Here is a 19545-nt window from a genome sequence, read left to right as displayed (position 1 = left end):
ACGCGGCCAATTTTCTTTAGTATTAGGGTTGAAAAAACCTATTTTAACGCCATCTAATGCTGAAGACTATAATTTATTCAGCAATTAGTACTTTCCTCCAATTTAGGTATCCAATGAGCAAACAGAAACACTCGGCCAGTTCAGGCCGTTGGTTGAAGGAACACTTCGACGACAAGTACGCAAATGAGGCGAGAAAAAAAGGCTATCGTTCACGTGCTTATTTCAAAATGGAAGAGATTCAAGCGAAAGATAAATTGTTGTCTCCTGCGATGACTGTTGTGGATTTGGGTGCAGCTCCTGGCGGTTGGTCTCAATATGCTGCTAAGATTATTGGTGACAGTGGACAAATCATTGCGTGTGACTTGTTACCTATGGACCCAATCGCTGGAGTGAGCTTTTTACAAGGTGATTTCCGCGAAGAAGCAGTACTGGAAGCGTTGTTAGACCGTATTCAACCTAATATGGTTGATGTGGTTATGTCTGACATGGCACCTAACATTGCGGGAAATAACTCAGTAGACCAACCAAGAGCTATGTATTTGGTTGAATTAGCTTTGGATATGTGTCGACAAGTTCTAGCTACCAATGGTAGTTTTGTTGTAAAAGTATTCCAAGGCGAAGGGTTTGACCAATATGTTAAGGACGTCCGTGAGATGTTTAAAACAGTCAAAGTTAGAAAACCCGACTCTTCTCGAGCTCGCTCTCGTGAAGTGTTTATAGTAGCAACTGGTTACAAAGGTTAACGATTCTCTTCCAAGAGTGAGAGTTAACAACATGGCTACAGGTTACAAACTGTAGTACCCTACCTTTAATTACAATTAGTTATCGAGAGGCTTACACCTTGAGTGACATGGCAAAAAATTTAATTCTGTGGCTTGTTATCGCGGTAGTGTTGATGTCGGTATTCCAGAGCTTCGGCCCTGGGGAAAGTAACGGCAGAGCAGTAGATTACACCACGTTTGTACAGGAAGTTGGCCAAGGCCAGATTCAAGACGCACAGTTCAATAACAGCGAAATCACTTTCACACGTCGTGGTGGTGGCTCTAAGTATGTAACTTACATGCCTGTTTATGATCAAAAGCTACTTGATGACTTAATTAATCAAAACGTAAAAGTTCAGGGTACACCACCTGAAGAGCAGAGCCTGCTTGGCACTATCTTCATCTCATGGTTCCCAATGATCTTACTGATTGGTGTGTGGATTTTCCTCATGCGTCAAATGCAAGGCGGCGGCGGCGGTAAAGGCGCAATGTCTTTTGGTAAGAGCAAAGCTCGAATGATGAGCGAAGAACAAATCAAAACGATGTTTGCTGATGTTGCTGGTTGTGACGAAGCAAAAGAAGACGTGAAAGAGCTTGTGGATTACCTTCGTGACCCAAGCCGCTTCCAAAAACTGGGTGGTAAGATCCCGACAGGTATCCTGTTGGTAGGTCCTCCTGGTACTGGTAAAACATTGCTTGCAAAAGCAATTGCGGGTGAAGCGAAAGTACCATTCTTTACCATCTCTGGTTCTGACTTCGTAGAAATGTTCGTTGGTGTTGGTGCATCTCGTGTGCGTGACATGTTCGAGCAAGCGAAAAAAGCAGCACCTTGTATCATCTTTATCGATGAAATCGATGCTGTAGGTCGTCAACGTGGCGCTGGTGTTGGTGGTGGTCACGATGAACGTGAGCAAACACTGAACCAAATGCTGGTTGAGATGGATGGTTTCGAGGGTAACGAAGGCATTATTGTTATCGCTGCGACTAACCGTCCAGACGTACTTGATCCAGCACTACTTCGTCCAGGTCGTTTTGACCGCCAAGTTGTGGTTGGTCTGCCTGATGTACGTGGTCGTGAACAGATTCTTAAAGTACACATGCGTAAAGTTCCACTGTCAGGCGATGTTGAACCATCTCTGATTGCTCGTGGTACTCCAGGTTTCTCTGGTGCAGATCTTGCGAACCTTGTTAACGAAGCTGCTCTATTTGCTGCTCGCGGAAACAAACGCAATGTATCTATGGTTGAGTTTGAACTTGCGAAAGATAAGATCATGATGGGTGCAGAGCGCCGTTCAATGGTAATGTCTGAAGAGGTGAAAGAATCAACGGCTTACCACGAAGCAGGTCACGCGATTGTTGGTCGTTTGGTACCTGAACACGATCCAGTGTACAAAGTATCAATCATCCCACGTGGTCGTGCACTTGGTGTGACTATGTATCTACCAGAGCAAGATCGCGTAAGCATGTCTCGCCAACATCTAGAGTCAATGATTTCTAGCTTGTACGGTGGCCGTCTTGCTGAAGAACTTATCTACGGTAAAGAGAAAGTTTCGACTGGTGCGTCTAACGATATCGAACGTGCAACAGATATTGCTCGTAAGATGGTTACGCAATGGGGCTTCTCTGAGAAACTGGGTCCTCTTCTTTATGCTGAAGAAGAAGGCGAAGTTTTCCTAGGTCGCGGCATGAGCCAAGCTAAGCATGTTTCTGACGATACAACTCGACTTATCGATGAAGAAATTCGTATTCTTATTGACCGCAACTACGCTCGAGCTAAGCAAATCCTAGAAGATAATATGGATTTGATGCACTCAATGAAAGATGCGCTGATGAAGTACGAAACGATCGATGCGGGTCAGATTGATGACCTCATGGAACGTAAGACTGACATTCGTGAGCCAGCTGGTTGGGGTGATCAGGCAAAAGCTGAACCTGCAAAGGAAGAAGCTAAGTCTGAAGCTGAGGAAAAGTCTGAAGCTAAAGCCGAACCAAAAGTTGAAGAGTCAAAAGTTGAAGAAGCTAAATCTGAATCAGATGATGCTCAAAACAAAGATTCTTAATCGCTAAGCTATTAATTAAAACCCTGAGTACGCTCAGGGTTTTTCTGTTTCTAGCACAAAGTGTTTTAACCTCTTAAGACCTGCCTTCCATGATATTACAAGCAAACAGCAAAACTCTCCTTTTAGACCGTCCGCATGTGATGGGTATCCTTAATGTAACTCCCGATTCATTTTCTGATGGTGGTCAATTCAACTCATTAGAGAAAGCATTGCAGCAAGCTGAACGCATGATCAAAGCAGGTGTCAGTATCATTGACGTCGGTGGTGAATCTACCCGCCCAGGGGCGCCTGAAGTTGCATTGGAAGATGAACTATCAAGGGTTATCCCCGCAATTAAAGCTATTCGAGCTAATTTTGATGTGTGGATTTCTATTGATACCAGCAAAGCGGAAGTGATGCGTCAAGCCGTTGAAGCGGGTGCTGACTTGATCAATGATGTGCGAGCTCTGCAAGAGCCGGGCGCTTTAGAAGCTGCCGCTCAAGCTCAAGTTCCCGTTTGTTTGATGCACATGAAAGGCCAGCCAAGAACCATGCAAGCTAACCCTAGCTATGACGATGTTTTCACGGATGTTGAAGACTTTTTAAAAGAAAGGGTTGAGGCTTGTGAGGCTGCCGGGATACCCAAAGCGCGACTTGTTCTCGATCCGGGCTTTGGCTTTGGTAAAACGATAGAACATAATTACCACCTATTAGCTCACCTTGAAAAATTTCATACGCTTGGCTTGCCAATCTTAGCGGGTATCTCGAGAAAATCGATGATCTTTAAGCTGCTAGATAAAGCACCAGCAGATTGCATGGTAGGAAGTGTTACTTGCGCTACCATTGCTGCGATGAAAGGTGCTCAAATTATTCGCGTTCACGATGTTGAAGATACATTGGAAGCGATGAAGATAATTGAAGTGATGAACAACAATCACTAAATAATAATTAAGGAAAATCAATATGTCTGATAAAAGACGTTACTTCGGAACCGATGGCGTACGTGGTAAAGTGGGTCAGTACCCAATTACACCTGATTTTGTTTTGAAGCTTGGCTGGGCTGCGGGGCGTGTTTTAGCAAAGCAGGGAACAAAGAAAGTGATTATCGGTAAAGATACTCGTATTTCTGGTTACATGCTTGAGTCTGCTTTAGAAGCTGGCTTAGCTGCTGCGGGCCTTCAGGCTACGTTTACGGGGCCAATGCCGACACCGGCTGTTGCTTATCTAACGCAAACTTTCCGTGCTGAAGCTGGGATTGTTATCTCTGCATCGCACAACCCATATTACGATAACGGTATTAAGTTCTTCTCTTCTGAAGGAACTAAATTATCGGATGAAATTGAGTTGGCTATCGAAGCTGAACTAGACAAAGATATCGAGTGCGTGGAATCTTCAGTACTGGGTAAAGCGGTACGCTTAAATGATGCAGCTGGTCGTTATATTGAATTTTGTAAAAGTACATTCCCGCACAAAATGACATTAGCGGGAATGAAAATTGTGGTTGATTGCGCACACGGTGCTACTTACCACATCGCACCTGCTGTATTTAAAGAGTTGGGTGCTGAAGTTGTTGCAATGGGCGTTGAGCCTAATGGCATTAACATCAACCACGAAGTCGGTGCAACGGATGTGCGTGCTCTACAAACTAAAGTGGTTGAAGAGAAAGCCGCATTAGGTCTTGGCTTTGATGGCGACGGTGACCGTATTATTATGGTTGATGAGCTAGGCAACAAGGTTGATGGCGACCAAATCGCTTACATCATTGCTCGTGATGCGCTACGTCGTGGTGAACTAAAAGGCGGTGTTGTTGGTACATTGATGACGAACCTTGGTATGGAAAATGGACTTAAGCAATTAGGTATTCCATTTGTACGTGCTGCTGTAGGTGACCGTTATGTAATGGAGCAGCTTCTTGCTAAAGGCTGGAAGATCGGTGCAGAAAACTCTGGGCATGTGATTCTATTAGATAAAGTAACGACGGGTGATGCCATCGTTGCTGCGCTGCAAGTGTTGGCCTCAGTCGTTGATAGTGAAATGACACTGAATGAACTTTCTCAAGGTATGACGTTATACCCTCAGGTTTTAGAAAATGTTCGTTTCAGCGGTGACTCAAACCCATTAGAAGCAGAAGCGGTTAAAGCGGCTGTTGTTGAAGTGGAAGCTGAGCTTGGTGAAAAAGGCCGAGTATTACTACGTAAGTCTGGCACAGAGCCACTATTACGAGTGATGGTTGAAGGTGAAGATGCTGATCTTGTTCAGAAATCTGCACTTAAGATTGCTGATGCTGTAAAAGCGAATTGCTAATCAAATAGTTTGTCGCAATGGCGTGCATCATGATGCCCGTGATTAAGTCTGTTTAACTTATGCCTTTGTGAAAAGCGACACAAACGAGTTTTGTGTCGCTTTTGCCCTTTTTTTAACCACTCGCTTGTTAAAGGCTTATTTTTTAGCAAATTCCCCTTGTCAGTCATCGTCGCATTCGCTAGTATTGCTCGGCCTTCAGTTAGGAGGTCGCTAGCCTTGTTCTTAAAAATAGTTTTTTGAACGGCGCTGGCTCAACAATTAGGAACATAGGTGGAAAAATGTTTACAGTTCTACTTGTGATTTACCTGTTGGCAGCGCTTGGTGTAATTGGCCTAGTGTTGATTCAACAAGGTAAAGGCGCAGATATGGGAGCCTCATTCGGTGCTGGCGCTTCAAACACTGTGTTTGGTGCTGGTGGCTCAGGGAATTTCCTTACCCGAATGACTGCAATTTTTGCAACTACATTTTTTATCCTTAGCTTAGTGCTTGGTAATATGTCTACACATAAAACTGAGTCACAATGGATTAACCCGACCGAAGGTCAGGTCATTCAGCAAGCTAAAGATGCAGTGAGTGAAGTTCCGTCGCAAGGCGACGAGATTCCACAATAATCTGCAAAGATTTGATGCCGAGATGGTGAAATTGGTAGACACGCTAGCATGAGGTGCTAGTGCCTTAGGGTGTGAGGGTTCGAGTCCCTCTCTCGGCACCATGTTTACAAACTTGTAAAACATCTGGTTGGGCGTATAATGCTCACAAGTCGGACGCGGGATGGAGCAGTTTGGTAGCTCGTCGGGCTCATAACCCGAAGGTCGTCGGTTCAAATCCGGCTCCCGCAACCAATTTTAATGCTATTATATAGCATGTATTGGTAGCAAGTTTGCACAGTGTGAACCTCACTGTGAGTTAAGTGTAATATCAAATTTGATGGCACTTAACATATAAGGGTCCAGCAACAAAAACCCCGGCTTATACGGGGTTTTTTGTTATCTAAGCATTTGTAAATGCAATTTAGATAATGTTTGCTTGGAATTTAAATTGGGCTTTGAGCCCTTTTTTTGTTTCTGGAGTGGTTAAATGACTGGTTTAGAAAGACAACTTACTGAAATGCTTGACGCTCCAGTAGCAGCATCAGGTTATGAGTTAGTTGGATTAGAATTTATTCGTGCTGGTGAGCACTCAACGCTACGTATTTACATCGATTCACCAAATGGTATCAATGTAGACGATTGCTCTGAAGTTAGTCACCAAGTAAGTGCCGTAATGGACGTTGAAGATCCAATTTCAGTGGCTTATAACCTTGAAGTTTCTTCACCAGGTTTAGAGAGACCACTGTTCAAAGCAGAGCATTACCAACAATTTATTGGTCACGAGGTAAGCATCGTTTTGAAAATGGCTGTCGGCAACCGTCGTAAATGGAAAGGTGATATCCAATCTATTGAAGGCGAGACAGTAAAAGTATTGGTTGAAGGACAAGAAGAAGAATTCGTCCTGAGCAATATTGCGAAAGCTAACCTGATCCCTAAATTTTAGTTCTCCTAGAGAGATGAGCTTAAGAGGCTAGATTAATGAACAAAGAAATTTTGGCGGTAGTAGAAGCTGTTTCTAATGAGAAAGCAGTTCCTCGTGAGCGTATTTTTGAAGCGCTTGAAATCGCGCTTGCAACGGCAACAAAAAAGAAAAGCGAACTAGAAATTGAAGTTCGTGTTGAAATTGACCGTAAAACGGGTAATTTCGAAACTTTCCGCCGTTGGGAAGCTGTTGAGGAAGTTGAATTCCCAACAAAAGAAATCTCTATTGAAGCTGCGAAGTACGATGATCCAGAGATCGAACTTGGCGGTTTCATTGAAGATGACATCGAATCAGTAACGTTTGACCGTATTACGACTCAAACGGCTAAACAAGTTATCGTACAGAAAGTACGTGAAGCTGAGCGTGCTCAAATCGTTGAGCAGTTCATCGATAACGAAGGTGAGCTAGTTACTGGTGTTGTTAAGAAAGTAAACCGTGACACTATTATCCTAGACCTAGGTAGCAACGCTGAAGCGGTAATCCTTCGTGATGACCAGCTTCCTCGTGAAAACTTCCGTCCTGGTGACCGTGTTCGTGGTCTTCTATACGCAGTTAAGCCAGAAGCTCGCGGCTTCCAGTTGTTCATTACTCGCTCTAAGCCTGAAATGCTAGCTGAACTATTCCGCGTTGAAGTGCCTGAGATTGGCGAAGAGCTAATTGAACTTAAAGGTGCTGCACGTGATGCTGGTTCTCGTGCTAAAATCGCTGTTAAAACAAACGACAAACGTATTGACCCTGTTGGTGCGTGTGTTGGTATGCGTGGTGCGCGTGTACAAGCTGTTTCTAACGACCTTGGCGGTGAGCGTATCGATATCGTGCTTTGGGACGATAACCCGGCACAATTCGTAATCAACGCAATGGCTCCTGCTGATGTAGCTTCTATCATTGTTGATGAAGATACACATTCAATGGACATCGCAGTTGAAGCTGACAACCTAGCGCAAGCTATCGGTCGTAGCGGTCAAAACGTGCGTCTAGCATCTCAACTGACTGGTTGGGAACTGAACGTAATGACTGTTGAAGATCTTCAGAAGAAGCACCAAGAAGAAGCCGTGGCTTCAATTGAAAACTTCATGAAGCACCTAGACATCGAAGAAGACTTTGCTCAAATGCTTGTTGAAGAAGGCTTCTCTACGCTTGAAGAAGTCGCGTACGTTCCTGTAAACGAGCTTCTTGAAGTGGACGGTTTAGACGAAGGTATCGTCGAAGAACTACGTAACCGCGCAAAAGACGCACTGACTACTCTAGCGCTAGCGAAAGAAGAAACTTTCGATGGTGTTGAGCCTGCTGAAGACTTACTTGCACTTGAAGGTCTTGAGCGTGAAATGGCTTACAAGCTAGCTGCAAAAGGCGTTGCTACATTGGAAGACCTAGCTGACCAAGGCGTTGATGAACTAGAAGGCATCGAAGACCTAACTGCAGAGCGTGCGGGTGAGCTGATTATGGCTGCGCGTAACATCTGTTGGTTCGGCGACGAAGAATAATTCAGCAAGGAGAGAGAGCGGTATGACACAATTAACAGTTAAAGCACTGAGTGAAGAGATTGGTACGCCAGTTGACCGCTTAATTGAACAACTTGCTGATGCAGGCATGAAGAAAGCAGGGTCGGATCAAGTGACTGATTCAGAGAAGCAAACATTGCTAACGCACCTTAAAAAGGAGCACGGCGATACTTCTGGTGAAACAGAACCGACTCGTTTAACTCTTCAACGCAAGACCCGCAGCACGCTAAGTGTTGCCGCTGGAGGCGGTAAGAGTAAGGATGTTCAAGTAGAGGTACGTAAAAAACGTACTTACGTGAAGCGCAGCGCTATTGAAGATGAAGCGAAACGTGAGGCTGAGGATGCAGCTAATCGTGAAGCGGAAGAGAAAGCACAACGCGATGCTGAAGAGCAAGCGAAACGTGATGCTGCAGAGAAAGCACAGCGCGAAGCCGAAGCAAAAGTAACACGTGAAGCGGATGCAAAACGTGAAGCTGAAGAGAAGGCTCAACGCGCACAAGCTGATAAGGCTAAAAAAGACATGAATTCAAAAAATGCAGACGCTAACGCACAAGCGAAAAAAGAAGCGGATGAACTAAAAGCTCGTCAAGAGCAAGAAGCAACTCGTAAAGCAGAAGCTGAAGCAGCTAAGCTTGTTGAAGAAGCTCGTAAGTTAGCAGAAGAAAACCAAGAACGTTGGTCTGAAGAAGAGAAGAAGAAGAAAGAGCAAGAGAAATCTGCGGATTACCATGTGACTACTTCTACTTATGCTCGTGAAGCAGAAGATGCGGCTGATAAAAAAGATGAGAAAGCTCCTCGTCGTCGCAAGAAGAAACCTGCTCCAGCAGCTCAACCTGGCAACAACCGTGGTGGTCGTAACCAACGTGGTCGTGGCGGTAAAGGTAAGCTAGCTAAACCAACTTCAATGCAACAAGGCTTCGATAAGTCAGCAACTGTTGCGAAATCTGATGTTGCTATCGGCGAAACTATCGTTGTGTCTGAACTGGCTAGCAAAATGTCAGTAAAAGCAACTGAAGTAATCAAAGTGATGATGAAGATGGGCGCTATGGCGACTATCAACCAAGTGATCGACCAAGAAACAGCACAACTTGTTGCTGAAGAAATGGGCCACAAGGTTATCCTTCGCAAAGAAAACGAATTAGAAGAAGCAGTGCTAGCTGACCGTGATAGCGATGCTATCGCAGAAGGTCGTGCTCCTGTTGTTACTATCATGGGTCACGTTGACCACGGTAAAACTTCTACACTTGATTACATTCGTAAAGCACACGTTGCTTCTGGCGAAGCGGGCGGTATCACGCAGCACATTGGTGCTTACCACGTAGATACTGACAACGGCATGATCACGTTCCTTGATACTCCTGGACACGCGGCGTTTACTGCTATGCGTGCTCGTGGTGCTCAAGCGACAGATATCGTTGTACTTGTTGTTGCAGCAGACGATGGCGTAATGCCACAAACAATCGAAGCAATCCAGCACGCGAAAGCGGCAGGCGTTCCTCTGATTGTTGCTGTGAACAAGATCGACAAAGAGGGTGCAAACCCAGACAACGTTAAGAATGAGCTAGCTCAATACGACGTTATCCCTGAAGAATGGGGCGGTGAGAACATCTTCGTTCACATCTCTGCAAAGCAGGGTACAAACATTGATGGTCTTCTAGAAGCTATCCTTCTTCAGTCTGAAGTTCTTGAGCTTACAGCGGTTAAAGAAGGCATGGCATCTGGTGTTGTTGTTGAATCTCGTCTTGATAAAGGTCGCGGTCCAGTTGCAACAGTACTAGTACAGTCTGGTACTCTAAACAAAGGCGACATCGTTCTTTGTGGTCAAGAGTACGGCCGTGTTCGTGCAATGCGTGATGAAAACGGTAAAGACATCGAAACTGCAGGTCCATCTATCCCTGTAGAGATTCTAGGTCTTTCTGGCGTTCCTGCTTCAGGTGATGAAGCGACTGTTGTACGTGATGAGCGTAAAGCGCGTGAAGTTGCAAACTATCGTCAAGGTAAATTCCGTGATGTTAAACTAGCTCGCCAACAAAAAGCGAAACTAGAAAACATGTTCGCGAACATGACGGCTGGTGAAGTTGCTGAACTTAACGTTGTACTTAAAGCTGACGTTCAAGGTTCTGTAGAAGCGATTGCTGACTCTCTACTGAAATTGTCAACTGACGAAGTTAAAGTGAACATCGTAGGTTCTGGTGTTGGTGGTATTACGGAAACTGATGCAACGCTTGCAGCAGCTTCTAACGCTATCATCCTTGGTTTCAACGTACGTGCTGACGCAACTGCGCGCGGTACTGTTCAGAATGAAAACCTAGATCTACGTTACTACTCAATCATTTACCAACTGATCGACGAAGTTAAACAGGCAATGGGTGGTATGCTTGCTCCTGAATTCCGTCAAGAGATCATTGGTCTTGCTCAAGTTCGTGACGTATTTAAGTCGCCTAAACTTGGTGCAATCGCTGGTTGTATCGTTACTGAAGGTACTATTAAGCGTAGCAACCCAATCCGCGTACTTCGCGAAAACGTTGTTATCTACGAAGGTGAACTAGAGTCACTTCGTCGCTTTAAAGATGACGTTCAAGAAGTTAAAAATGGTTACGAGTGTGGTATCGGCGTTAAGAACTACAACGACGTTCGCGTTGGTGACCAGATCGAAGTATTCGAAATTGTTGAAGTACAACGTACTCTAGACTAATCAGTCTGTACGACTCGACATATTGACTAAGGTTACTAGCATTACTAGTAAAGGTAATAAGTAATCGGTTGTTGAATACACCATGGGGGGCTGGTAATTACCAAGCCCCCCATCTTTCTAAGTGAGAAAAGAAAATGTCAAAAGAATTTAGCCGCACACAGCGTGTGTCTCAGCAGCTTCAAAAAGAGCTCGCACTTATCCTACAACGTGAAGTCCGTGACTCACGCATTGGTATGGTAACTATTTCAGATGTAGAAGTGTCTCGTGACCTTGCATACGCAAAAGTGTTCGTGACTTTCCTATGTATCGGTGAGCAAACACCTGAATCATGTCTTGCTGCTCTTAAAGAGCATGAAGTGCCAGTTCGTATGGCCCTTGGTAAGCGTATTCGTCACCGTCTAACGCCTGAAGTTCGCTTTACTTATGACAACACTTTGGTTGAAGGCATGCGTATGTCTAACCTAGTAAGCGAAGTATTGAACGACGACAAGCGTAAGCAAGAAGAAGCAGGCCGCACTGAGGACACTCAGTCTAAGGACGAAGAGTAATGGCTCGCCGTCGTAAAGGTCGCCCTATAAACGGGGTAATTCTGTTAGATAAGCCGACAGGCATTTCATCTAACGATGCACTGCAAAAAGTAAAACGCATTTACTTTGCAGAGAAAGCAGGGCATACCGGTGCTCTGGATCCTCTTGCGACTGGCATGCTGCCAATTTGTCTTGGTGAAGCAACGAAGTTTTCTCAGTTTCTATTAGATTCTGACAAGCGCTACGTTGTTATCGCGAAGCTTGGTGAGCGTACCAACACCTCTGACTCTGATGGTGAAGTGGTTGAAACGCGTGATATCAACGTGACTCAAGAGCAACTTGAACGCTGCATTGCAAGCTTTAAAGGTGAAACCGACCAGATTCCATCAATGTTCTCAGCATTGAAGTATCAAGGTAAGCCTTTGTATGAATACGCACGTGCAGGTATCGAGGTTCCTCGTGAGTCTCGCAAGATCACGGTGTATTCTATTGAGCTACTTCGCTTTGAAGGCGATGAAGTTGAGATGGAAGTGCACTGTTCTAAAGGGACTTACATCCGTACGATCACCGACGATCTTGGTGAAATGCTAGGTTGTGGTGCTCATGTGACAATGCTTCGTCGTACTGGTGTTGCAAAGTACCCGTATGAACGCATGGTTACCTTGGAGCAGCTGAACGAAATTCTAGAGCAAGCACAAGCGCAAGAGATTGCACCTAAAGAGTTGCTTGATCCATTGCTAATGCCAATGGACACGGCTGTAGAAGATTTACCGGAAGTTAACTTGAATGCGGAACTGACTGATCTTGTTCAGCACGGTATGCCCGTTCAAGTTGCAGGCGCTCCTGCTGAAGGTACCGTTCGCATGACAAGCGGTGAAGAGAAGCTGTTTGTTGGCGTTGCTCAAATTGCTGAAGATGGCCGAGTTGCACCGAAACGTTTGGTTGTTTTCAGAGATGAAGAGCCACAAGCGTAACGCCTATACCAATCGTAGTAAATAACTGGTCATCTTAGCTTGTTAAAACGCTCGATAACTTCGTTATAAATTTTGATTGTAGAATAACTACTTATCGAAAATTTCTGCCTTGTTCTCAAGCCTTTTTCCTACGCTATTTATGAACATTTACTTACTATGATTGGTATTAAATCGAGTCTGATATTAGCGCTGAGTCGTGAAAGCGGAGTAAATAATATAGAAAGCGAACCCCTAATTTTAATGGTTCGCTTTTTTCGTTTTTCATCAGTTCGATTGTTATTGCACCAACTCGTAAACTTCCCTATAATCCTTGGCTCGCGTAGCGGCTGAATCAGAGATTGGCTGCTACAAATATAAACTTACTCTTATCAGGAGAGATTTATGTCTCTGAATGCAGAAACTAAAGCAGCAATCGTTGCAGAATACGCACAATCTGAAGGCGACACAGGTTCACCAGAAGTACAAGTAGCACTACTTACTGCTTCTATCAACCACCTACAAGGTCACTTCAAAGCGCACAAACACGATCACCACAGCCGTCGTGGTCTATTACGTATGGTTTCTAGCCGTCGTAAGCTTCTTGATTACTTGAAAGGCAAAAACCTTACTCGTTACCAAGACCTAATCAAGCGTCTAGGCCTACGTCGCTAATAGCGATGTCTGCAAAGACAGTTTGAAGAAAAGGAGCATTTATGCTCCTTTTTTTGTGCCTGTAAGAAAATGTTTGGCCGGATGCACAGAATATCATCTGGCTTTTTCTGATAGGAAATATCTCTCCTAATAAAAATAGTTTATACTACGCCCGCCTATGCGTTTTCAACGCTGGGCAATCAACCTCTCAAGACATTACAGTCACAGATGTCGGCCAATAGGTCGCGACTATTCAAAGGCGGATTTGGTCTTAATTCGGTGTATGAACTCATACAAAGAAGCATCATTCCCAAGTCTCTTTTCACTAGTCGCGATTGGTAATATCTTGAGTCATTCTTCACTAATCTAAAGTCATGACTTTAGAGCTAAGGATATACAATGTTTGAAAAACCAGTTGTAAAATCGTTCCAGTACGGTAACCACACCGTTACTCTAGAAACGGGCGTAATGGCACGTCAAGCTACTGCTGCTGTAATGGCGACTATGGACGATACATCAGTATTCGTTTCTGTTGTTGCTAAGAAAGAAGCTGTTGCAGGACAAGATTTCTTCCCTCTAACAGTTAACTACCAAGAGCGTACATACGCTGCGGGTAAAATCCCTGGTGGTTTCTTCAAGCGTGAAGGTCGTCCTTCTGAAGGTGAAACGCTAACAGCTCGTCTGATTGACCGTCCAATTCGTCCACTTTTCCCAAGTGCGTTTAAAAACGAAGTTCAAGTTATCGCTACGGTTGTTTCTATCAACCCTGACGTAAACCCAGACATGATCACTATGATCGCAACGTCTGCTGCGCTTGCTATCTCTGGTGCTCCATTCAATGGTCCTATCGGTGCTGCTCGTGTTGGTCACATCGATGGCGAACTTGTTCTTAACCCATCAAATACTGAGCTTGAAAACTCTAAACTAGACCTTGTTGTGTCTGGTACAGAAGGCGCAGTACTAATGGTTGAATCTGAAGCAGATAATCTATCTGAAGAAGAAATGCTTTCTGCTGTTGTTTACGGTCACGACCAACAACAAGTTGTAATCAAAGCGATCAACGAATTTGCAGCTGAAGTTGCAACTCCATCTTGGAACTGGGAAGCACCAGTCGTTAACACTGAGCTTAAAGCTCGTGTTGCTGAACTGGCTAAAACTCGTCTATCTGACGCGTACCAGATCACTGAGAAAATGGCTCGTTACGAGCAAGTTGGCGCAATCAAAACTGAAGCGGTTGCTGCTCTTCTAGCTCAAGACGAAAACCTAGATGAGCGCGAAATCCGCGGCATGCTTGGTTCTCTAGAGAAAAACGTAGTACGTAGCCGCATCATTGCTGGCAACCCACGTATCGATGGCCGTGAAAAAGACATGGTTCGTGCGCTAGACGTACGTACTGGTGTTCTTCCACGTACACACGGTTCTTCTCTATTCACTCGTGGTGAAACTCAAGCACTTGTTACTGCAACGCTTGGTACACAACGTGATGCACAAATCATCGACAGCCTAATGGGTGAGAAGAAAGACAACTTCCTTCTACACTACAACTTCCCTCCATACTGTGTAGGTGAGACTGGTTTCGTTGGTTCTCCTAAGCGTCGTGAAATTGGTCACGGTAAGCTTGCTAAACGTGGTATCCAAGCAGTAATGCCTTCTGTTGACGAATTCCCATACACAGTTCGTGTTGTATCGGAAATCACAGAATCTAACGGTTCTTCTTCAATGGCTTCTGTATGTGGTACATCTCTAGCCCTTATGGATGCTGGTGTTCCAATCAAAGCTTCTGTTGCGGGTATCGCAATGGGTCTTGTTAAAGAAGGCGACGATTTCGTTGTTCTTTCTGACATCCTTGGCGACGAAGATCACCTAGGTGACATGGACTTTAAAGTAGCAGGTACTAACGCTGGTATCACTGCACTTCAAATGGACATCAAGATCGAAGGCATCACTAAAGAGATCATGCAAATTGCACTTAACCAAGCGCAAGGTGCACGTAAGCACATCCTTTCTGTAATGGATGAAGCTATCTCTGGTGCTCGTGAAGACATCTCTGAATTCGCTCCACGTATCCACACAATGAAAATCAGCTCTGATAAGATCAAAGATGTTATCGGTAAAGGCGGCGCAGTTATCCGTGCTCTTTGTGAAGAAACAGGTACTACAATCGAAATCGAAGACGATGGCACAATTAAGATTGCTGCTACTGAAGGCGCAGCTGCTAAAGAAGCTATCCGTCGTATCGAAGAGATCACTGCCGAAGTTGAGGTTGGCCGCATTTACCAAGGTAAAGTTGCTCGTCTAGCTGACTTCGGTGCATTCGTTACTATCCTTCCAGGTAAAGACGGTCTAGTACACATCTCTCAAATCGCTGACAAGCGCGTTGAGAAAGTGTCTGACTACCTAACTGAAGGTCAAGAAGTGCCAGTTAAGGTCCTTGAAATTGACCGTCAAGGCCGTGTACGTCTAAGCATGAAAGAAGCAGTTGAAACGCCAGCTGAAGGCGAAGCACCAGCTGCTGAGTAATTCTTAGCCTATTAATGGGACTATCGCTTTTTAGTGATTTCTAACCCATTGGTAAAAAAGCATGTTATAAAGGGGAGCATATCGCTCCCCTTTTTTTATTGCGGTCATAACAGGAGTAATTATTTGTGAAATGGTTTCAAACCGCGAGTATGTGTTTACTGCTTGTACTAACTGGTTGTGCGACAACATCAGATAACACCTCACGTTGGGTTTATCCACCAATGGCTGTGCCGCTTCAACCAAGTGTTCAGCAAGAAGTGCAAATAGCGCGCCTTAGTCAGTTATTACAGCGCCCAGACTTGAACGATGAAGTTAGAGCTAAAATGTTGTTCGAGCGTGGTAACTACTACGACAGCGTTGGCTTGCGTGATTTAGCACGTCTTGATTTTAATCAGTCTCTTTCATTGAACCCCGCTCAACCTGATATCTTCAACCTTTTGGGTGTTTATTTTACGCAAGTAGGGGAGTTTGATGCCGCTTATGAATCTTTTGATTCGACATTAGAGCTTGATCCTGCAAACTCTTATGCAGAACGAAATCGCTCTATCGCACTCTACTATGGTGAGCGCTATGACTTAGCCAATGAAGAAATGATGAAGCACTACGCTGATGATCCTAGCGATCCGTTCCGTGCTCTGTGGCTTTACATCATTCAGCATGAACTCACGCCAGAACAAGCGAAGCTTGATTTGCAAAAGCGTTACGAGAGTCGTGATGAACAGTGGGGCTGGGTATTAGTTGCGATCATGCTTGAAGATATTACTGAAGAGCAGGCGTTCAAAGCTATCCTAACGGGGACTCGTGACAATACGCTGCTAGCTCAACGCCTGACTGAAACGTACTTCTACCTTGCTAAGCGTCACCACATGAATGGTGATTACGCGAATGCTATCTCTTTGTACAAGTTAGCGGTTTCTTTTAACGTGTATGAATACGTAGAACACCGTTACTCTTTCTTAGAGTTAAGCCGTATTTTTAGTACGCTTAAGGCCGAACATTTAGCGCAAGCTAAGTTGGCCGCTGCTGAAGAAGAAGCTAACGCTAAGTAAGCGATACATTTTTATTCCGAAAAGCCGCTGCCTGTCAGCGGTTTTTTTATGCTCCTTTTTTATAAACGGGGGCCTCGTTTTTGATTGCTTTTTATTTAAACAACATTAAAATAGTTAGCCTTGCTAACTAAATGTGAATTCTGTGGTTGGAAATCTATGTTGGATCAGAATCTAGAAAAAATTGAACGCTTTGCTTCTAAGATATGGCGAACTCAAGTGAATGAAGATCCTATCTGCCAATTGAGCTTCAATGAGTACGATTATTTGAAGGTCATTCAAGCTTCACCAGAGCCTATTCGGCTAACAGACCTTGCTATTGAGATGCAGGTGACAAAACCTTCAGCCACGACTATGGTTCAAAGGCTAGAAAGAAAAGGACTCGTAGAACGCCAAGCCTCACTTGAGGATGCACGCTCTAAATTGGTCATTTTAACCAAGAAAGCTGAAATTGGTTTGCAAGAAGAAAGTAAGATTTATCAGGTGATGGCACAAACGCTTGAGAGTCGTTTATCTGAGCAAGAATCCCAACTGCTGAATCAGCTGTTAGATAAAGCGTTGAAGTAATTAGTTTAAATGCTTAGTTAGCCTTATTAACTAATTTTTAGAGTCGTATCTCATTCTAGTGTGGCTCAATAGATGAAGAAAGTAGAGTAAGAAATGAGTAACTCAATTAGTCGCCAATTCTGGCGATACACGATTCCTACAGTAGCGGCTATGTTGGTTAATGGCCTTTACCAAGTGGTAGATGGCATCTTTATCGGCCGTTATGTAGGTGCTGATGGGCTTGCGGGTATTAACATCGCGTGGCCTGTTATTGGTTCAATTCTAGGCATTGGTATGCTAGTGGGCGTGGGTACGGGTGCCCTTGTCTCGATTCGCCAAGGCGAAAAAGACACCAAAGGCGCTAAGCAGATCTTAGCCACGGGTCTAACTTTGCTGTTGGCGATAACGCCAATTGTCTCTGGATTGTTGTTTCTGTTTGCTGACAACTTTTTGCTTTGGCAAGGCGCAGAAGGTCGAGTGTATGAGCTTGGCCTGCAGTACTTACATATCCTAATTGGCGCAAGTGTCTTTACCTTAGGCTCTATTGCGATGCCATTTTTACTGCGTAACGATGACAGCCCGAACTTAGCCACGATACTGATGATTGTTGGTGCGGTGATCAATATTGTATTGGATTACCTGTTTATCGTTCAGTTTGGCTGGGAGTTGAAGGGGGCTGCATTGGCAACTGCAATTGCTCAGTTTGTGGTAACCGGTCTGGGCCTGGCTTACTTCTTCTCACGTCGAGCAAACTTGCGTTTACTTTGGAATGAACTGAGATTGAAGCTATCGGTTATTCCTGACATCTTCGCTATCGGGACATCCAGCTTCTTTATGTACGCTTATGGCTCGATGATGGTGGCGCTGCACAATGCGTTGTTCTCTCAATATGGCGACCAGTTGATGATTGGTGCTTACGCTATTTTGGGCTATATCGTGACGGTTTATTATCTCACAGCTGAAGGTATCGCAAACGGTATGCAGCCTTTGGTCAGTTACAACCATGGCGCTCGTAATCAAGCGAATATTCGTAAGTTACTGAAGATTGCGATGGTGAGCTCGGTCTTGATTGGTGTGGCGTTTGTGTTGCTGCTGAACGCGTTCCCACGTGAATTTGTTTCTGTCTTTAACTCGGATGAATCTCAACTAGTTGAGTACACAGTGTTGGGTATTCGACTACATATGTTTGCATTGGCTCTTGATGGCTTCTTAGTGGTAGTGGGTGCTTACTATCAAGCGGTGAATAAGGGCAGTAAGGCGATGTTTGTGACGATAGGCAACATGCTTATCCAATTACCTTTCTTGTACATTATGCCTAAGTTGTACGGTGTACCGGGGATCTGGATTGCATACCCACTGTCTAATATCGCGCTAAGCGTGGTTGTTACGATCATGCTCTACAAAGACGTAAAGAAGCTCTATGCTGCGCCACTGGAAACCGCGACAGCATAGATCGTTTTTCTTGAACTGAATGAAAAAGGTCTAGCAAATGCTAGACCTTTTTGTATCTGTTTCTGATTTATTCAATGAGAAGTTAGATGTTCTTAACTTCTAAACCTGCAAGTTGGTGCCAGTAACCGTTGCATTGACGGCTTTCAATGGTCATCGGTTTGTGGCCATGCTCATTGGCTTTGAAGTTGTTGATCTCAGAGAAGGTATCGATACCTAACGGACTCAAACGAACCACGTCGACCAAGTCATGCATGCTCGGCAAGTCATTGACTAGGTTGTAGCAGTAACCCGATTGGGTTTGGATGCCGTTAAGGTTAAAGACCGACTGACCTTCTTGGCTATCGACTTGCAGACCTATTGGGTATTTGATGCAGCAGGTTTCGCAATCGTCTTTGGCTTTGTTTTCAGCGCGAGCGGTAAAGCAGCGTGCTGAGTAAGCAAGCGGTAAGTAGCCGTGGCTAAACACTTCGACTTCGAACTTATTACGAATATTAAGCTTTTCGCATTGTGTCATGACGTTGTTCAGCCATTCACGAGAAAGCTCAACCGGCATACACCAGCGCGTCATACCTTGCTTCAAGAACAGGTTCAGAGTGCGTGCATTGTAGGTGTTAACTGCAGGGCCAACCACGAAAGGTACTTTTCTTTCGCTGGCTAGTTGAATGGCAGATACATCGTTGGCTTCAATCGCAAAGTCACCATTGTCGATGTACTTCTTCATGATGTGAACTTCGCTTGGCGCTTCCAACAAGGCCATCGTCGATAGCACCACTTGCTTGCCTGAAGCAGACAGCTCCTTGGCAATGTCCATCCAGTGTTTGGTTTTCATCTCACGGCGCTTTGAACACACCGCTTCACCAAGGTAGATGATATCTGCAGAGCTAGACTTTGCTTGCTCATAGAAGCTTTCAACGTCTTGTTTTGGCCAAAAGTAAAGTAGAGGGCCTAATGCGTATTTCATTGAGTTCTCCATTTGG

General features: G+C 44.6%; 16 protein-coding genes and 2 tRNA genes. 17 read left to right on the top strand and 1 reads right to left on the bottom strand.

All coding sequences use genetic code 11. The annotated features are described in order from the left end of the window. Nucleotides 1–113: 113 nt before the first annotated feature. The 17 genes from rlmE to ACMAZD_RS14075 all read left to right on the top strand — a co-directional run bounded on the left by rlmE (nucleotide 114) and on the right by ACMAZD_RS14075 (nucleotide 18568). Complete coding sequence (gene rlmE / locus ACMAZD_RS14155; RefSeq protein ID WP_017106934.1) at nucleotides 114–743, top strand: 23S rRNA (uridine(2552)-2'-O)-methyltransferase RlmE; 630 nt, start codon at nucleotides 114–116, stop codon at nucleotides 741–743. Nucleotides 744–850: 107 nt separating this feature from the next. Continuing rightward, the gene (gene ftsH, locus ACMAZD_RS14150) at nucleotides 851–2821 is read left to right on the top strand and encodes an ATP-dependent zinc metalloprotease FtsH (RefSeq protein ID WP_435247692.1); all 1971 of its coding nucleotides are present in this window, start codon (nucleotides 851–853) and stop codon (nucleotides 2819–2821) included. 89 nt (nucleotides 2822–2910) lie between these two features. Next, nucleotides 2911–3741: a dihydropteroate synthase gene (gene folP / locus ACMAZD_RS14145; RefSeq protein ID WP_435247691.1), complete on the top strand. Its 831-nt coding sequence runs from the start codon at nucleotides 2911–2913 to the stop codon at nucleotides 3739–3741. Nucleotides 3742–3763: 22 nt separating this feature from the next. Beyond that, nucleotides 3764–5104, top strand: a complete 1341-nt coding sequence (glmM, locus tag ACMAZD_RS14140; protein WP_435247690.1) for a phosphoglucosamine mutase — start codon at nucleotides 3764–3766, stop codon at nucleotides 5102–5104. Nucleotides 5105–5382: 278 nt separating this feature from the next. Then, nucleotides 5383–5715, top strand: coding sequence for a preprotein translocase subunit SecG (gene secG, locus ACMAZD_RS14135; RefSeq protein WP_435247689.1), 333 nt, complete (start codon nucleotides 5383–5385; stop codon nucleotides 5713–5715). Nucleotides 5716–5731: 16 nt separating this feature from the next. Beyond that, nucleotides 5732–5816, top strand: a tRNA-Leu gene (locus ACMAZD_RS14130). A gap of 53 nt (nucleotides 5817–5869) precedes the next feature. Beyond that, nucleotides 5870–5946 (top strand) — tRNA-Met (locus tag ACMAZD_RS14125). A 235-nt stretch (nucleotides 5947–6181) separates the two neighbouring features. Beyond that, nucleotides 6182–6637: a ribosome maturation factor RimP gene (gene rimP / locus ACMAZD_RS14120; RefSeq protein WP_004734501.1), complete on the top strand. Its 456-nt coding sequence runs from the start codon at nucleotides 6182–6184 to the stop codon at nucleotides 6635–6637. Nucleotides 6638–6672: 35 nt separating this feature from the next. Continuing rightward, nucleotides 6673–8160: a transcription termination factor NusA gene (nusA, locus tag ACMAZD_RS14115; RefSeq protein WP_065103003.1), complete on the top strand. Its 1488-nt coding sequence runs from the start codon at nucleotides 6673–6675 to the stop codon at nucleotides 8158–8160. A gap of 22 nt (nucleotides 8161–8182) precedes the next feature. Beyond that, on the top strand, nucleotides 8183–10873 hold the full coding sequence (gene infB, locus ACMAZD_RS14110; protein WP_435247688.1) for a translation initiation factor IF-2: 2691 nt from the start codon (nucleotides 8183–8185) through the stop codon (nucleotides 10871–10873). A 134-nt stretch (nucleotides 10874–11007) separates the two neighbouring features. Further along, nucleotides 11008–11421: a 30S ribosome-binding factor RbfA gene (gene rbfA, locus ACMAZD_RS14105; RefSeq protein WP_017106942.1), complete on the top strand. Its 414-nt coding sequence runs from the start codon at nucleotides 11008–11010 to the stop codon at nucleotides 11419–11421. Further along, on the top strand, nucleotides 11421–12374 hold the full coding sequence (truB, locus tag ACMAZD_RS14100) for a tRNA pseudouridine(55) synthase TruB (protein ID WP_017108759.1): 954 nt from the start codon (nucleotides 11421–11423) through the stop codon (nucleotides 12372–12374). Before rbfA ends, truB begins: the two co-directional genes overlap by 1 nt. 381 nt (nucleotides 12375–12755) lie before the next feature. Then, nucleotides 12756–13025, top strand: a complete 270-nt coding sequence (rpsO, locus tag ACMAZD_RS14095) for a 30S ribosomal protein S15 (RefSeq protein ID WP_004734493.1) — start codon at nucleotides 12756–12758, stop codon at nucleotides 13023–13025. Between the two features lie 378 nt (nucleotides 13026–13403). Continuing rightward, nucleotides 13404–15524, top strand: a complete 2121-nt coding sequence (gene pnp / locus ACMAZD_RS14090) for a polyribonucleotide nucleotidyltransferase (RefSeq protein WP_435247687.1) — start codon at nucleotides 13404–13406, stop codon at nucleotides 15522–15524. 125 nt (nucleotides 15525–15649) lie between these two features. After that, nucleotides 15650–16573 (top strand): lipoprotein NlpI, encoded by a 924-nt coding sequence (nlpI, locus tag ACMAZD_RS14085; protein WP_435247686.1) that lies wholly within the window; start codon nucleotides 15650–15652, stop codon nucleotides 16571–16573. 156 nt (nucleotides 16574–16729) lie between these two features. Then, a complete protein-coding gene (locus ACMAZD_RS14080; protein WP_029223253.1) occupies nucleotides 16730–17137 on the top strand; it encodes a MarR family winged helix-turn-helix transcriptional regulator in 408 nt (135 codons plus the stop codon). A gap of 93 nt (nucleotides 17138–17230) precedes the next feature. Continuing rightward, nucleotides 17231–18568: an MATE family efflux transporter gene (locus ACMAZD_RS14075; RefSeq protein ID WP_435247685.1), complete on the top strand. Its 1338-nt coding sequence runs from the start codon at nucleotides 17231–17233 to the stop codon at nucleotides 18566–18568. A gap of 82 nt (nucleotides 18569–18650) precedes the next feature. On the opposite strand, the gene ACMAZD_RS14070 is transcribed toward ACMAZD_RS14075, so the two are convergent. Further along, nucleotides 18651–19529, bottom strand: a complete 879-nt coding sequence (locus ACMAZD_RS14070) for a U32 family peptidase (RefSeq protein WP_435247684.1) — start codon at nucleotides 19527–19529, stop codon at nucleotides 18651–18653. Nucleotides 19530–19545: the final 16 nt, after the last annotated feature.

It is taken from the genome of Vibrio sp. nBUS_14, assembly GCF_051201655.1.
Taxonomy (GTDB): Bacteria; Pseudomonadota; Gammaproteobacteria; order Enterobacterales; family Vibrionaceae; genus Vibrio.
Note: the sequence above shows the minus strand (reverse complement) of the source record. Positions and strands in the feature narration are given on the sequence as shown.

Bases quoted from the DNA above. Each gene is read 5' to 3' on its own strand.
- rlmE (WP_017106934.1), top strand. From the start codon at position 114: ATGAGCAAACAGAAACACTCGGCCAGTTCAGGCCGTTGGTTGAAGGAA.
- ftsH (WP_435247692.1), top strand. From the start codon at position 851: ATGGCAAAAAATTTAATTCTGTGGCTTGTTATCGCGGTAGTGTTGATG.
- folP (WP_435247691.1), top strand. From the start codon at position 2,911: ATGATATTACAAGCAAACAGCAAAACTCTCCTTTTAGACCGTCCGCAT.
- glmM (WP_435247690.1), top strand. From the start codon at position 3,764: ATGTCTGATAAAAGACGTTACTTCGGAACCGATGGCGTACGTGGTAAA.
- secG (WP_435247689.1), top strand. From the start codon at position 5,383: ATGTTTACAGTTCTACTTGTGATTTACCTGTTGGCAGCGCTTGGTGTA.
- rimP (WP_004734501.1), top strand. From the start codon at position 6,182: ATGACTGGTTTAGAAAGACAACTTACTGAAATGCTTGACGCTCCAGTA.
- nusA (WP_065103003.1), top strand. From the start codon at position 6,673: ATGAACAAAGAAATTTTGGCGGTAGTAGAAGCTGTTTCTAATGAGAAA.
- infB (WP_435247688.1), top strand. From the start codon at position 8,183: ATGACACAATTAACAGTTAAAGCACTGAGTGAAGAGATTGGTACGCCA.
- rbfA (WP_017106942.1), top strand. From the start codon at position 11,008: ATGTCAAAAGAATTTAGCCGCACACAGCGTGTGTCTCAGCAGCTTCAA.
- truB (WP_017108759.1), top strand. From the start codon at position 11,421: ATGGCTCGCCGTCGTAAAGGTCGCCCTATAAACGGGGTAATTCTGTTA.
- rpsO (WP_004734493.1), top strand. From the start codon at position 12,756: ATGTCTCTGAATGCAGAAACTAAAGCAGCAATCGTTGCAGAATACGCA.
- pnp (WP_435247687.1), top strand. From the start codon at position 13,404: ATGTTTGAAAAACCAGTTGTAAAATCGTTCCAGTACGGTAACCACACC.
- ACMAZD_RS14080 (WP_029223253.1), top strand. From the start codon at position 16,730: ATGTTGGATCAGAATCTAGAAAAAATTGAACGCTTTGCTTCTAAGATA.
- ACMAZD_RS14075 (WP_435247685.1), top strand. From the start codon at position 17,231: ATGAGTAACTCAATTAGTCGCCAATTCTGGCGATACACGATTCCTACA.
- ACMAZD_RS14070 (WP_435247684.1), bottom strand. From the start codon at position 19,529: ATGAAATACGCATTAGGCCCTCTACTTTACTTTTGGCCAAAACAAGAC.